At 71.4% G+C, this 13,269-nt stretch carries 12 protein-coding genes; 4 read left to right on the forward strand and 8 right to left on the reverse strand.

Going from position 1 to position 13,269, the window contains the following annotated elements:
* Positions 1-225: 225 nt before the first annotated feature.
* The 8 genes from ABZV06_RS09115 to ABZV06_RS09150 all read right to left on the reverse strand — a co-directional run bounded on the left by ABZV06_RS09115 (position 226) and on the right by ABZV06_RS09150 (position 8,195).
* The gene (locus ABZV06_RS09115) at positions 226-1,287 is read right to left on the reverse strand and encodes an LLM class flavin-dependent oxidoreductase (RefSeq protein ID WP_355619965.1); all 1,062 of its coding nucleotides are present in this window, start codon (positions 1,285-1,287) and stop codon (positions 226-228) included.
* A 61-nt stretch (positions 1,288-1,348) separates the two neighbouring features.
* A complete protein-coding gene (locus ABZV06_RS09120) occupies positions 1,349-2,590 on the reverse strand; it encodes a vanadium-dependent haloperoxidase (protein ID WP_355619968.1) in 1,242 nt (413 codons plus the stop codon).
* A 62-nt stretch (positions 2,591-2,652) separates the two neighbouring features.
* A complete protein-coding gene (locus tag ABZV06_RS09125; protein WP_355619971.1) occupies positions 2,653-3,717 on the reverse strand; it encodes an aldo/keto reductase in 1,065 nt (354 codons plus the stop codon).
* 20 nt (positions 3,718-3,737) lie between these two features.
* Complete coding sequence (locus ABZV06_RS09130) at positions 3,738-5,069, reverse strand: LLM class flavin-dependent oxidoreductase (RefSeq protein ID WP_355619974.1); 1,332 nt, start codon at positions 5,067-5,069, stop codon at positions 3,738-3,740.
* Positions 5,070-5,071: 2 nt separating this feature from the next.
* A complete protein-coding gene (locus ABZV06_RS09135) occupies positions 5,072-5,809 on the reverse strand; it encodes an ABC transporter ATP-binding protein (RefSeq protein WP_355240728.1) in 738 nt (245 codons plus the stop codon).
* Positions 5,785-6,621 carry an ABC transporter permease gene (locus ABZV06_RS09140; RefSeq protein WP_355619977.1) on the reverse strand — a complete coding sequence of 279 codons (837 nt, stop codon included), beginning with the start codon at positions 6,619-6,621 and terminating at the stop codon, positions 5,785-5,787. The genes ABZV06_RS09135 and ABZV06_RS09140 overlap by 25 nt, the downstream gene beginning before the upstream one ends.
* Positions 6,618-7,682 (reverse strand): ABC transporter substrate-binding protein, encoded by a 1,065-nt coding sequence (locus ABZV06_RS09145; RefSeq protein ID WP_355619980.1) that lies wholly within the window; start codon positions 7,680-7,682, stop codon positions 6,618-6,620. Before ABZV06_RS09145 ends, ABZV06_RS09140 begins: the two co-directional genes overlap by 4 nt.
* The gene (locus ABZV06_RS09150) at positions 7,683-8,195 is read right to left on the reverse strand and encodes a flavin reductase family protein (protein ID WP_355240737.1); all 513 of its coding nucleotides are present in this window, start codon (positions 8,193-8,195) and stop codon (positions 7,683-7,685) included.
* A gap of 597 nt (positions 8,196-8,792) precedes the next feature.
* On the opposite strand from ABZV06_RS09150, the gene ABZV06_RS09155 reads away from it, so the two are divergent.
* The 4 genes from ABZV06_RS09155 to ABZV06_RS09170 all read left to right on the forward strand — a co-directional run bounded on the left by ABZV06_RS09155 (position 8,793) and on the right by ABZV06_RS09170 (position 13,269).
* The gene (locus tag ABZV06_RS09155) at positions 8,793-9,695 is read left to right on the forward strand and encodes a DUF1684 domain-containing protein (RefSeq protein WP_355619983.1); all 903 of its coding nucleotides are present in this window, start codon (positions 8,793-8,795) and stop codon (positions 9,693-9,695) included.
* Positions 9,692-10,225 carry a flavin reductase family protein gene (locus tag ABZV06_RS09160; RefSeq protein WP_355240743.1) on the forward strand — a complete coding sequence of 178 codons (534 nt, stop codon included), beginning with the start codon at positions 9,692-9,694 and terminating at the stop codon, positions 10,223-10,225. Before ABZV06_RS09155 ends, ABZV06_RS09160 begins: the two co-directional genes overlap by 4 nt.
* Positions 10,226-10,685: 460 nt before the next feature.
* On the forward strand, positions 10,686-12,332 hold the full coding sequence (locus ABZV06_RS09165) for an ABC transporter substrate-binding protein (protein WP_355619986.1): 1,647 nt from the start codon (positions 10,686-10,688) through the stop codon (positions 12,330-12,332).
* A gap of 1 nt (position 12,333) precedes the next feature.
* Positions 12,334-13,269, forward strand: a complete 936-nt coding sequence (locus ABZV06_RS09170) for an ABC transporter permease (RefSeq protein ID WP_355619989.1) — start codon at positions 12,334-12,336, stop codon at positions 13,267-13,269.

Consider the following 13,269-nt stretch of genomic DNA (forward strand, 5'->3'; position numbering starts at 1 on the left):
GCATCACCCTCATTGTGGTGTCCGCCGCGCCAGGCTCAAGGCGAAGGCCTCACACCTGCTGTCTGCCCCTCGGCTCGACCGAGGACCTTGACACAAGGCCTAGGGAATCCGCTGGCTGATCCGACCCCGTGCGTCTGCTGCTGCACTGCCGCCCGGTTCGTCTGCCGGCACCGCGAGCGCCCACGTGATCCGTCGCAGCCGCCGGAGAGGGTGCCCGCCCGCTCCTCAGCCGCGCAGCAGTGGCAGCAGTTCGTCGCCCTGACGCCGGATCTCGCCCAGGTAGGGCGTGTCGGAGAGCACGAAGTGGGTGACGCCGAGCCGCTGGTACTTGCGCAGCGAGTTCGCCACGTCCTCGGCGGAGCCGACTAGCCAGGTGGTGCTTGCTCCGCCGCCACCGAATCTGCCAGGGGTGGTGTAGAGGTTGTCGTCGAGGACCTCTCCGCGTGCGGCGAGGTCGAGCAGCCGGCGCTGACCGACGGCGCTCTGCCAGTTCCGGTCGCGCGCGGCGCCTTGGGCCTTGGCCATGTCGGCGACCTTGGCTTCGGCATCGGCCCAGGCCTGTTCGGTGGTCTCCCGCACCAGTGTGGTGACCCGCAGCCCGAATTCCAGCGGGGCGTGCTCGCGTCCCAGTTTCTCGCTGAGCTGCTTGAGTCGCTCGATCCGCTCGGCCACGCCGTCGAGTGGCTCGCCCCAGAAGAGTTGGACGTCGGCCTCGGTGGCGGCCACCTCTTCGGCGGCGGGGGAGGCGCCGCCGAAGTAGAGCCGGGGGTGTCGGCGTTCGCCGCGGACGATCGGTCGGAGCGCCAGGGTGGAGCCGGCGACGGTGAAGTGCTCGCCCCGGTAGGTGACGCTCTCCTCGGTCCACAGCTTGCGGACGATCTGGAGGAATTCCCTGGTGCGGGCGTAGCGGTGGGCCGGATCGCTCTCGCCGTCGCCGTACGCGGCCAGGGCGTCCTTGCCCGAGACGATGTTGATCAGCGTCCGGCCCCCGCTGAGGTGGTCGAGAGTCGCGGCGGCCGAGGCGAAGTTCGCGGGCCGCCAGTAGCCGGGTCGGATCGCGATCAGCGGCTGGAACGTGGTCGTCCGGGCGGCGAGCGCGGTGGCCACGGTGAACGTGTCGGGCCGGCCCCAGCCGGTTCCGATGAGCGCGCCGCCCCATCCGTGCTGCTCGAGAGCCCTGGCGTGGTTGGTGAGGGTCTCCAGGCTGTTGTGGTTGTCGGTCACGTCGTCGCCGCGGTGGCCGGGCTGGACCTGGTTCGGGATGTACCAGAGGAACTCGAGGCTCATCAGAGGGTCTCCCCGCTTCGGGGGCGGAGCGGTGACGGCCGCCCCGCCCCGATGGGTTCGGTCAGCGGAACAGCTGTCGTGCGGTGCGGAGCGTGTGCGCGGCCACGTCACGGCCGAGCCGGACGCCGGCCTCGTCCGCGGTACGGGTGTGGATGCCCGACCACACCCGGGCGTCGACGTTCTCCCTGGTGGGTCGCCGCCAGTCGCGGTAGGTCCGGGCGGCGCCGGGCTGGCTCGGGCTGGTGATGGTGTACGGCTCCCGGGCCTGCGGCCCCAGCAGGGCGGTGAGCACCTGCTCGGCGGCGCCGGAGTAGGTGTTGTGCCCGCTCGGGTAGTCCGGGTGCGCCGGCGTCGCGTGCAGGGGCGTCCAGGCCGGATCCCCGCCTGCGCCGGCCCGGATGGCGGTGACCGGTCGCCAGCGCAGATATGCGTACTTGGCGTCAGAGGTCGCGATCTGGGTGTCGACGAGCGCGACGTGGAAGATGGCCACGAGGCTCGCCCGCTCGGCGACCGGCCCGGTGGACTGCGCGAGCGCGGCGCGCAGGATCCCGGTGTAGAGGGTCAGTGAGGAGCCGAGCCAGAAGGTCGCCGTGTCGGTCTGCTGCGGTGTGCGTACGGCGCTGTCCACAGCCCCGTACGCCCGGACCTCGGCGAGGTCCGCCCGGTAGGGCTCCGAGTTCAGGGCGGGCGGTGGACCGGGGCGGTACCGGTCCGCGTGGTCGAGCAGGAACGGCCGGGCGAAGCGGGTTCCGGCCTGCTGGGCGGGGGAGAAGTCCGGTGGGGTGGGCTGCCAGCTACCCGGACCCGGTTCGGGGTTCGGATACGCCGGGTTGACGGAGGCGGGGTCGAGCCCGTCGCCCGTCCGCTGGGTCAGCAGCCAACGTGCTTCAACGCGGCCGGTCGCCGCACCTCGTTCCTTGGCCCGCCCGTCCGGTATCCGGTCCAGTGTGGTCCGCAGTGCCGAGTCCAGCGCGGCAGCACTGTCGGGTATCAGGGTGCTCAGCGCGGTGTAAACGGCGGACGCGAGCGCGGCGTCCCGGTAGTGGCGGGGGTTTCCGGTGGGCGCGGTCCGGGTGGCGCGCGCGGCGGCGAGCCAGCTGATCGCCCACGCGCGGCTGTTGGTGACCTGCGGCCGCGTGCCGGTCCCGACGGCGGCAGCGGTGGCGTCGTACCACTCGAGAGCGGTGTCGGTCGTCGTCGTGGGGGAGGCGGCGGCCGGCGCGGCGGGCAGGCCGGCGACCAGGACGGCGGCGGCGATCATCGCCACACCGCGGCGCCGGCCGCGAAGGCTCGACAGGGTCATGATGCGGTGGCTCCTAGGCTGGGAAAGGTAGGCAGGGAGGGGAAAGCCGCGCGCTCGGCTGCTCATCGGGCCGGTCCGGCGACGCGTGGCGGCGACCCGCCGCGTCGGCGGTCAGCCGAATCGGTCAGCGACGGTGGCTGGTAGCCGGCGTCGGCGGGGTTCAGGGTGGTGCCGGGCGGGACGATGGCGTCGATGCGATCCAGTACGTCCTCGGACAGGGTCACCTTGGCGGCGCCGAGTTGGGACTCCAGGTGTGCCAGCGTGCGCGGCCCGATGATCGCCGACGTGACCGCCGGGTGTTCCAGGACGAAGGCGATCGCGAGGTGGATGAGGGAGAGTCCGGCCTCGTCGGCGAGTGTGGCCAGTTCGTCGACGGCGGTCAGTTTGGCGGCGTTGGCGGGCAGGGTCGGGTCGAACCGGGCCGGAAGTCTTTCGGCGCGCCCGGAGATCGGCGCTGTCAGCCCGGAGTGGTAGCGGCCGGACAGCCACCCACCTGCCAGCGGGCTCCACGGGATGACCGCCAGACCGTGTCGCTGGGCCACCGGTAGCACCTCGCGCTCGATGCCGCGGGCCAGAATCGAGTACGGCGGCTGCTCGCTGACCACCCGCTCCCGTCCGCGTCGCTGCGCGATCCACTGCCCCTCCACGATGGCGGACGGCTCGAACGTGGACGTACCGATGTAGCGGATCTTGCCCTGGCGCACCAGGTCGCTGAGTGCGCCCAGGGTTTCGTCGAAGTCGGTGTCCGGCTCCGGCCGGTGCGCCTGGTAGAGGTCGATCCAGTCGGTGCCCAGCCGGCGCAGGCTGTTCTCGACGGATCGGACGATCCAGCGGCGCGAGTTACCGCGGTGTTGTGGGTTGTCACCGACCTGGCCGTGGAACTTGGTGGCCAGGAAGACGTCGTCGCGTCGCCCGCCGACGAGGGCCTTTCCGACGATCTCCTCCGACTCGCCGTTGGAGTAGACATCCGCGGTGTCGATGGCGTTGATGCCCTCGTCGAGGGCGCGGTGGATGATCCGGATGCCGTCCTCGTGGTCCGGGTTGCCCCGTTGTCCGAAGTTCATCGCGCCCAGGGTCAGGGAGCTGATGCGGACGCCGGTGCGCCCGAAGGGCCGTTGGTCGACCATGACTTCTCCTTCGCGGTGGGTCAGTGGGACGCGGTGGTGAGCTGCCGGGTGAACTGGTTCGTCGGTCGGGGCAGCCCGTAGTGCTCGCGCAGGGTGGCCCCGGTGTACTCGGTGCGGAACAGCTTGCGGCGTTGCAGGATCGGCACGACGTGGTCGACGAACGTCTCCAACCCGGACGGCAGCACGGGAGGCATGATGTTGAAGCCGTCGGCCGCGCCGCCGTGGTACCACTGCTCGATGGCGTCGGCGACCTGCTCCGGTGTGCCGGCGAAGGTGCGGTGCCCGCGCCCGCCGCCGAGCCTGCCGATGAGTTGACGGACGGTGAGCCGTTCCCGTCGGGCCAGGGTGACGATCAGTGTGTAACGGCTCTTGGCGCCCTCGATCTCGTCCTCGCTGGGCAGGTCGGCGGGCAGTTCCTTGTCCAGGTCGAGGTCTTCGGCGGCGACCCGCAACGTCGTGGCGAGCTGCTGCCGGGCGTACTCCGGTTTGATCAGCCGGTCGAGCTCCTCCTCCAGCGCGCGGGCCTCGGCCTCGGTGGACCCGATGGCCGGCACGATGCCCGGCAGGATCTTGATGGTGTCCGGGTCGCGGCCGACCTGGGCGGCACGCTGCTTGAGGTCGCGGTAGAACGCCTGCGCCTCGCTCAGCGTCTGCTGGGCGGTGAAGACGGCCTCGGCGTGGCGGGCGGCCAGGTCCTTGCCGTCCTCGGACGACCCGGCCTGCACCAGCAGCGGATAGCCCTGGGGTGAGCGGGGTACGTTGAGTGGGCCGGCCACCTTGAAGTACCGCCCGGAGTGCTCCGGCGGATAGAGCAGCTCGTCGTCGCCCCACCGGCCGGCGTCCTTGTCGCCGAGCGGCGCGGCGTCGTCCCAACTGTCCCAGAGCTTCTGGGCCACCTCGATGAACTCGGCTGCCCGCTCGTAGCGGTCCCGGTGCGCCGGTAGGTCGTCCAGGTTGAAGTTCCGGGCCGCCTTCTCGCCGGCGGTGGTGACGATGTTCCAGCCGGCCCGGCCGCCGCTGATGTGGTCCAGCGACGCGAACCGGCGGGCCAGGTTGAACGGCTCGTTGTACGTCGTCGACGCCGTCGCGATGAGCCCGATGCGGCTCGTCGCTCCGGCGAGGGCGGTGAGCAGCACGGTCGGTTCCAGCGTGCCGCCCGGCCGTCGACCGATGCTGTTCCACAGCACCGGGCTGTCGGCGAGGAACAGCGAGTCGAGCTTGCCGCGCTCGGCGATGCGGGCCAGGCGCGTGAAGTGCTCGACGTCGGTCTGCGCGAACGGGTCGCTCTCGGGCAGCCGCCAGGCCGCCTCGTGGTGGCCGACGCCCATGAGGAACGCGTTGAGGTGCAGCATGCTCATCCTTCCGTCTGGTCGACGCCGAGCGCCCGCAGCAGGGTTTCGCGGTACGCGAGGAACTGCGGCTGTCGGTACGACCTCGGTGTCGGCAGGTCGATGGCGAGGTCGACAGCGATCCGGCCGCTGTCCAACAGCAGCACCCGGTCGGCCAGCGTGATGGCCTCGTCGACGTCGTGTGTCACGAGCAGCACCGTGGGTCGGTGCCGGGCATGGAGTACACGCAGCAGGGCGTGCATGCGCAGCCGCGTCAGCGCGTCCAGCGCGCCGAACGGCTCGTCGGCGAGCAGCAGGTCCGGCTCGGACACCAGCGCCCGGGCCAGCGCCACGCGTTGCTGCTCGCCGCCGGACAGCTCGTTGGGCCAGGCCCGCTCCCTGCCGGCGAGGCCGACCTCGGCGAGGGCCGCACGGCCGCGCTCACTGGCGTCCGGCCCGCGCAGGCCGAGGACGACGTTGTCCAGTACGCGCTGCCATGGCAGAAGCCGGGCGTCCTGGAAGACGACCGATGAGTTCTCCGGTACGTCGATCAGCCCCGAACCGGTGGCGTCACCGTCCAGGCCGGCGAGCGCACGCAGCATGGTGCTCTTGCCCGAGCCGCTGCGACCCAGCAGCGCGACGAACTCGCCGGTGCCGATCTCCAGGTCGAATCCGTCGAGGATCACCCGGTCCCCGAATCCTCGAGCCAGGCCGTGCACCCGTACGGCGCGAGATGCGGTCAGTCCGCCAGCGTGCGTCGCCACGACAGCGCCCTCCTCTGCGCGAGCCGGACGGCGCCATCGGACAGCAGCCCGAGCAGCCCGTACAGCACGAGTCCAACGATGATCACGTCGGTCTGGCCGTACTCACGGGCCAGCTCCATCATGTAGCCGATGCCGCTGGTGGAGTTGATCTGCTCGACGACCACCAGGGACAGCCATGCCCCGACGACCGCGAACCGCATGCCGAGCAGGAAGCCGGGCAGCGCGCCGGGCAGCACGATCCGGCGGATGAAGGCGGTACGCCGCAGCCGCAGTGACTCGCCCAGTTCGACGTACCGGCTGTCGATGGTGCGCAGCCCGTTGTGCGTATGTATGTAGACGGGCACGAACACGCCCAGCGTGATGGTGATGACCTTCATCTGCTCGCCGATGCCGAACCAGAGGACGAGCAGCGGTAGCAACGCGAGGGCCGGGATGGCCCGCTTGATCTGGATCGGCCCGTCGAGGATGGCCTCGCCCCACCGGCTCAGACCGGCGAGCACGGCCAGCACCGTGCCGGCGGCCGTGCCGATGGCGAGACCCAGGCCCGCCCGTTGAGCCGAGATGACCAGGTTGTCCTGGAGTCGACCGTCGGCGATGAGGTCACCCGCCGTGATCACCACGGTCCAGGGCGCCGAGAGGGTGCGGGGGTCGATCCAGCCGGCGGCCGAGCCAGCTGCCCACACGACCAGCAGCAGGGTCGGACCGATCGCCGCCCCGAACGGGATGGGGCGGCCCGGCTTGAGTCGGCGTCGCGGCCGGCCGGCGAAGGCGGCGGCGGTCGACCGGGGCCTGGTCGGTGCCGAGACGCTCATTGGGCACCCCCGGCGGTCAGGGCCTGCGCGCCGACCGACTCGTACCGTCGGTCGTACAGGTCCTCCGCCCTGAGGGGCTTGTTGCCGGTCTCCTTCGCGAGCAGGTCGATGGTCTCCTGGTGCCGGGCGATGGCCTCGGTCCAGCTCGCCGGGATGTCGGCCACGCCGCTGTTCTGGACCAGCCACCTGCCGTCGTCGGCGGTCAGGCCCTGGTCCTTGACGTAGTACCGCTCGATCCACTCGTCCGGGTTGGCCTCGCGCCACCGCCAGGCCCGCGCCCACGCCTGCGCGTACTCGCGGATCGCCGCCGCCTTCGCCGGATCACCGAGCACCGTGACGGGCGCGTAGAGGTGCCCGGGGTCGTCGCGCAGGCCGTGCGCGATCGTCGTCGCGCCGTCCCGGCTGTACTTGGTGTCGTACCGCTTGATCTGCACCCCGCCGATCGGCGCGACCTCGACCTGGCGGCTCGCGAGCGCGGTGTTGTAGACATCGCCGGTGCTCGGCAGCTCGACCAGCTTGACGTCCTTCTTGCTGAGGCCGGCCTTGTGGAGTACCCGCAGGACGAGCGCCCCCTGCGCCTGTCCCGGGCTGTACGCGATCTTCTTCCCAGCGAGGTCGGCGAGGGTGGCGACCGTGACGCCCGGTGCGATGCCGAGCCGGTAGATGGCGTGGTTGAGCGGGTCCTGGCGGAATTTCGAGGCCACGATCTTCGTGGGGATGCCCGTCCAGTGCGAGTGGATCGGCGGGATGTCCGCCACCGCTCCGACGTCCAGCGCCTTCGCGCGGAACGCCTCCAGGGTCTGCGGGCCGCCGCTGATGTTCGCCCACTCCACCTCGAAGCTGAACGTGTCCGCCTCGCCGGAGAACTCGATCGCCTTCTGGTGCTCCTTGTCCCCGACGACGAGCTTGGTGCCCTTCGGCACGGCCTGTGGCAGTGGAGCGCCCAGGGCCAGCGCCGCGGCTGGTGTGTCGTCACCGGCGCAGGCGGTCAGGCCCAGCGTCACCGCGCCGAGGGTCGCGGACAGGATCGCCCGACGGTCCAGGAGGGATGATGAGGTCACTTACAACTCCTTCGTCGCTGCTTGCAGGGCGGCGTAGCGCCCCATGTGGTAGAGCAGAGGCGCGCCGTCGCGGTGACTGGCGAGCAGCGGCTCGGCGATCACGATGACGTGGTCGCCCGCGGGCACCCGTTGGGTCACGCGACACAGGAGCCAGGCGACCGGCTCGTCCAGTAGCGGCACCCGGTGCGGCCCGTACCGCCACGCGGAATGTGCGGCGAACCGGTCGATGCCGCTCGTCGCGAAGGTCCGCGCGACGTCCTCCTGGTCGTCGCCGAGCAGGTGCACCGCGACGTGCTCCGCGTCGGCGATCGTCGGCCAGCTCGACGACGATCGGGCCAGGCAGAACGACACCAACGATGGGCGTAGTGACACCGACGTGAGCGAGGTGACGGTGATCCCGACCGGTGGCTCGCCGGCGGCGGTGACCACCGCGACCGCGGCAGCGTGCCGGCGTAGAAGAGCACGGAACATGGTCGGGTCGACCGGGGTCACGGGTTCGGTGATGACGGTCATGGCTGTCCTCCTGGGTCGACGAAGACAGCTGCGTGCCGCCACGAGCGCGCGTGGACGTAGGGCGGCGAGCAACCGTCGATCGGTGCGAGGAGTCGGCTGCCGGTCGTCGTCGAGCCGGCGGCGCGAGTGGAAACAGAGAGGAGCGCGGGCTCAGCGGCAGCGGCCGCAGGCGGCGGTCCAGCCACGGCAGCATCCCCGCGACACCGCGATGGCGGTGCCCTGAAGCAGGGTGTGTTGGCTGGTCACGGATACGACGTTAACCCACAATTCCTATGTGTCAAGTAGGGTTTCAGGCGCTGGGATCCGCCCGGCTGGCCGGCCACCCCGTCGACCCTGCCTCCGAGCATGCTGGGCCGCCTGGCTCCAGGGGCTTGAAATCCTACTTGTCTGGTAGGAAAATCGGTCCATGCTGCTTGTCCGGCTGCTCACCTCCCGCCGGGTCGTCGACCTGATGCGGGTCGCCGCGCAGCTCTGTCGCGTGGCCGCCCTTCCGGCCTGAGCGGGCGATCTCCGCCCGCCGGCTGTCGTCCCGCCGGCTCGCGTCCGGCACCTTCGCACCCGTTCCGAGTGGTCGTACGCCAACGAGAGGGATCGGTCATGACACGTGATCTCACACCGTCCGCATCCGCCGACGACGCCCGATCCGCCCGCGCGTTCGCCGAGGACTGGCAGGAGTGGCACCGCCGACACGAGGAGGCGCGGGCGGACCGCCACGGCTTCCTCGCCGTGGCCGGACTGCACTGGCTCACCACGGAGCCGCAGGGGTTCCCCGATGTGCCCGGGAGGTGGCACACCGGGACGGCCGGGCCGGTCGTGACCGTCGCCGACGACGAGGAGATCGTCGTCGACGGCCGGCGCGTCCGGGAGAGGCATGAGTTCGGGCCGATCGCCGAGCGGGCCGGCGTCACCGTGGACATCGACGGGGGCGTCCTCGAGGTGGCCCGGCGGGGTGGGCACGACATCCTTCGACCGCGACGTCCCGATCACCCGCTGCGGAGGGGTTATCGGGGCACCGCCACCTACCCGCCCGCCGAGCGGTGGGTGCTCCACGGGCGGTTCGTGCCGTTCGACCGTCCCCGACCGACCACGGTCGGCGCTGCTGTGGAAGGGCTCCACCACGTCTACGACGCGCCGGGTCGGATCGAGTTCAGCGTCGACGGGCTGCCGCTGAGCCTGACCGCGTTCAACGGTGTGACACCCGGCAGCCTGTCGGTGCTGTTCACCGACACCACGTCCGGCGTCACCACCTACGGGGCCAACCGGTCGCTGGCCGTCGGGACGCCGAACGAGCAGGGCCGGGTGATCCTCGACTTCAACCGGGCCGTCAACCTGCCGTGCGCCTACACCGACTTCGCGACCTGCCCGCTGCCACCGGCGGAGAACCGGCTGCCGGTCGCCGTCGAGGCCGGCGAGAAGATTCCGTTCGAGCGGCTGACGGCCGACCCCGCCGCCCGCTCCCAGCGCTCCGCGCCCCCACCCCCTCGGGAGGAACGCCCATGACCTCGTCCACCGACGACCCGACCGACGCCGACGTCGACGCGCTGCGCAGGTTGCTGCGCCACCAGGCCAGCACCGTCACGGTGGTCACCGCCCCCGGTGCGCCGCCGGTGGGCTTCACCGCGACATCGTTCACGTCGGTGTCCCTGACGCCGCCGATCGTCTCGTTCTGCCTGAATCTCGGCTCGTCCACGTGGCCGACGCTGGCGCAGGCGCGACACGTGGCGGTGCACCTGCTCGCGCACGGTCAGCAGGAGTTGGCCCAGACGTTCGCCACCAGCGGGATCGACCGCTTCGCCGCTCCGACCCGCTGGCGGCCCGGGCCGAACGGGCTGCCGATCCTCGACGGCGCCCTGGCCTGGCTGGTGTGCCGGGTCGTCGACCGGGTGGTCGTCGGCGACCACGTGGTCGTGCTGGCCGAGCCGGAGCTGCTCCGGCACGCCGACGTCGGCTCACCGTTGCTCTACCACCGGGGTCGCTACGCCGGTCTCGCGGACACTTCCGACGGCACGGCCCGCCGCGCCGCCGCTTGACCGGAACGGGCCGAGGTCTTCAGCCGGATGCGGTGGGATGTCCGGCGGACCGGTCCCGGCCCGGCGCGGGTCCAGGTCGACCCGCCGGACACATTCCCTCTAAATCCTATAGCCTTAGTAGGTAATGCGTCAACGAATCGGCGTCCCCACGTGCGATAGCCGACATCCATCGACCGATGTGTTGACACCGATCCGCGCGGCGAGTGGACTCGGCTCATGTCCAGCGAGCTGCGGCTGACGATCCGCGGCCACATCGACTTCGGTCGGGTGTGGTCGAGTTCCTGTCTGGCCTGACCGGCACCCCGTCAACCCGGCCCGCCGCACCGGCCTGCCGAGGTGGGGCTCACTGCCGAGCCGACCGCCGAGCCTTCACGCACCGACACCGTGACCGACCCGCGCCACCGCGCCGGGCCGGGTGTCGGCGTGCCTCGTACCGCCTGCCTGGACAGGAGACCTCGCCATGCCCGCCAACCGTCTGCGAACCCTCGCCGCCGCCGCGCTCGCCCCGCTGCTCGCCGTCGTCGCCGGCTGCTCCACCGGTGCCACGCCGGCCGCCGAGGCCGCCGGCCAGCCCCGCTCCGGCGGCGGCCTCACCTGGGCCGTGGAGACCGAGCCGATCACCCTCAACCCGCACCAGTACGCCCAGGCCAAGGCCCGCCTGCTGGTCTGGAACACCTTCGAGTCCCTGCTCACCTACGACAGGCAGGGCAAGCTGGCGCCCTGGCTGGCCACCGGCTGGCAGGTCGCCCCGGACGGGTTGTCGTACACCCTGACACTGCGCGACGGCGTCACCTTCTCCGACGGCACGCCCCTGGACGCCACGGCCGTCAAGGCGAACATCGACAAACTCCGCGAACCCGGGTACGCCCCCGCCGTCGCCGCCGTGCAACTGCGCAACCTCAAGGCCGTCGAGGTCGTCGACCCGCGCACCGTACGGCTCATCCTCACCACCCCCGACGTGCTCATCCTCGACTTCCTCGCCTCCCCGCAGGGCGCCCAGATCTCGCCGAGGTCGTTGCGCGAGGCGAAGAACCTCAAGGCCGGTGGCGTCGACGTGGTCGGCACCGGACCGTTCGTGCTGGACCGCTACGTCGCCGGTCAGGAGCTGCACTACCGGCGAAACCCCGGCTACGACTGGGCGCCGCCGACCGCGACGCACACCGGCCCCGCGTACCTCGACGAGGTCACCTACCGCTTCCTGAAGGAGTCGGCGGTGCGCGTCGGCGCCCTCACGTCGAGCCAGGTGCAGGTCATCGAGGGCGTGCCCGCCACCGACCAGCCGTTGGTCACCGGCAACCGGGCGCTGCGCCTGACCCGGGAGCTCAACTCGGGCTCGGCCTACTCCTACTACTTCAACACCTCCCACCCGCCCTTCGACGACGTGCGGGTCCGCCAGGCGTTCCGCGAGGCCGTCGACGTGGACACCGTGCTGCGGTCGGTCTACCGGGACACCGCGACCCGTGCCTGGAGCGTGATCAGCCCGTCCAGCCCGCTCTACGACAAGCGGCTGGACGGCAGCGCGTACAGCGGTGACGCCGCCAAGGCGAACAGCCTGCTCGACCAGGCCGGCTGGACCGCCCGGGACGCCGACGGCTACCGGGTGAAGGCCGGCAAACGGCTCACCGTACGGCTCGTGCAGTCCGCACCCTTCGTCCGCGACCGACGCGACGTGCTGGCGCAGGCCGTGCAGGCGGCCGTCAAGCGGAGTGCCGGCATCGACCTGAAGGTGTCGCTCGTCGACCAGGGCACCGCCACCGACGCCATCCAGCGCAACGAGTACGAGGTCTTCGACAACTCGCGGGCCGACACCGACGCCGGGGCGGCACTGAACCTGCTGCTGCACTCGAAGGGCGGCATCAACCGCACCCAGATCAACGATCCCGGGATCGACCAGCTCCTGGAGGCCGGTCAGGCCGCCGTGGACCCGACGAAGCGGGCCGGCATCTACGCCGACCTGCAGCAGCGGGTCGTCGTCGAGCAGGCCCTGTTGCTTCCGTTGTACGCGCCGGCCGACCAGATCGCCGCCAGCACCGGCGTCGGCGGTGTCCGCTTCGAACCCACCGCCGGGGTGCCCGCCAGCGCGTACGACCTGTGGATCGGGAAGTGACATGAGCAGCCCACCCGTGCGTGCCGTGGCCCGCCGGCTCGGCACCGGCCTGGTCGTCCTCTGGGTCGCGGCCACCGCCGCCTACCTGGCGCTGCTGGCCGCCCCCGGCGACACCGTGGACAACATCGTCGGGGACGGCGCGGACACCCCGCAGATCCGCGCCGAGATCATCGCCGACTGGGGCCTGGACCGGCCCGCCGTCGTGCAGTACCTCGACTACCTCGGGCGGTTGGGCGGCGGCGACCTGGGTCGCTCGTACCTCCTGCAACGACCCGTCACCGAGGTGATCGGTGAACAGCTCGCCCCCACCCTCACGCTCGCGGTCGCCGCCGCCGGGCTCGGGGTGCTGCTCGCCCTGCTCATCGCGGTGGCCACCGCCGGGTACCGGCGACCGTGGCTGCGTCGGCTCAGCTCCGGCACCGAACTGCTGCTGGTCTCCACCCCGTCGTTCCTGATCGGGCTCCTGCTGCTCAGCGTGCTGTCGTTCCGGTTCGGCCTCTTCCCGGTATCGGGTGACCAGGGCGTCGTCGCGTTGGTGCTGCCCGCCGTCACCCTCGCGCTGCCCATCGCCGGGCTGCTCGCCCAGGTGCTGCGCGACGGCATCGACAAGGCGCTCGACGAGCCGTTCGTGCTCACCGCGAGGTCCCGAGGCGTACGGGAACGAACGGTCCTGGTGCGCCACGCGTTGCGGCACGCCGTCCTGCCGGCCGTCAGTCTGGCCGGCTGGGTCTTCGGCATCGTCATCGGCGGCACCGTGATCGTCGAACAGGTCTTCGGTCGACCCGGCCTCGGCCAGGTCACCCTCTCCGCGGTCACCACCCGGGACATGCCGGTGGTCCTGGCCGTGGTCACTCTCTCCGCCGCCGGCTACGTCGTGGTCAACACCACCGCCGACCTGGCGTACCTGCTTGTCGATCCGCGTCTGCGAAGGAGCTGA

It is taken from the genome of Micromonospora sp. NPDC005172 (assembly GCF_040608555.1).
Taxonomy (GTDB): domain Bacteria; phylum Actinomycetota; class Actinomycetes; order Mycobacteriales; family Micromonosporaceae; genus Micromonospora.

Bases quoted from the DNA above. Each gene is read 5' to 3' on its own strand.
- ABZV06_RS09115 (WP_355619965.1), bottom strand. From the start codon at position 1,287: ATGAGCCTCGAGTTCCTCTGGTACATCCCGAACCAGGTCCAGCCCGGC.
- ABZV06_RS09120 (WP_355619968.1), bottom strand. From the start codon at position 2,590: ATGACCCTGTCGAGCCTTCGCGGCCGGCGCCGCGGTGTGGCGATGATC.
- ABZV06_RS09125 (WP_355619971.1), bottom strand. From the start codon at position 3,717: ATGGTCGACCAACGGCCCTTCGGGCGCACCGGCGTCCGCATCAGCTCC.
- ABZV06_RS09130 (WP_355619974.1), bottom strand. From the start codon at position 5,069: ATGCTGCACCTCAACGCGTTCCTCATGGGCGTCGGCCACCACGAGGCG.
- ABZV06_RS09140 (WP_355619977.1), bottom strand. From the start codon at position 6,621: ATGAGCGTCTCGGCACCGACCAGGCCCCGGTCGACCGCCGCCGCCTTC.
- ABZV06_RS09150 (WP_355240737.1), bottom strand. From the start codon at position 8,195: ATGACCGTCATCACCGAACCCGTGACCCCGGTCGACCCGACCATGTTC.
- ABZV06_RS09155 (WP_355619983.1), top strand. From the start codon at position 8,793: ATGACACGTGATCTCACACCGTCCGCATCCGCCGACGACGCCCGATCC.
- ABZV06_RS09160 (WP_355240743.1), top strand. From the start codon at position 9,692: ATGACCTCGTCCACCGACGACCCGACCGACGCCGACGTCGACGCGCTG.
- ABZV06_RS09165 (WP_355619986.1), top strand. From the start codon at position 10,686: ATGCCCGCCAACCGTCTGCGAACCCTCGCCGCCGCCGCGCTCGCCCCG.
- ABZV06_RS09170 (WP_355619989.1), top strand. From the start codon at position 12,334: ATGAGCAGCCCACCCGTGCGTGCCGTGGCCCGCCGGCTCGGCACCGGC.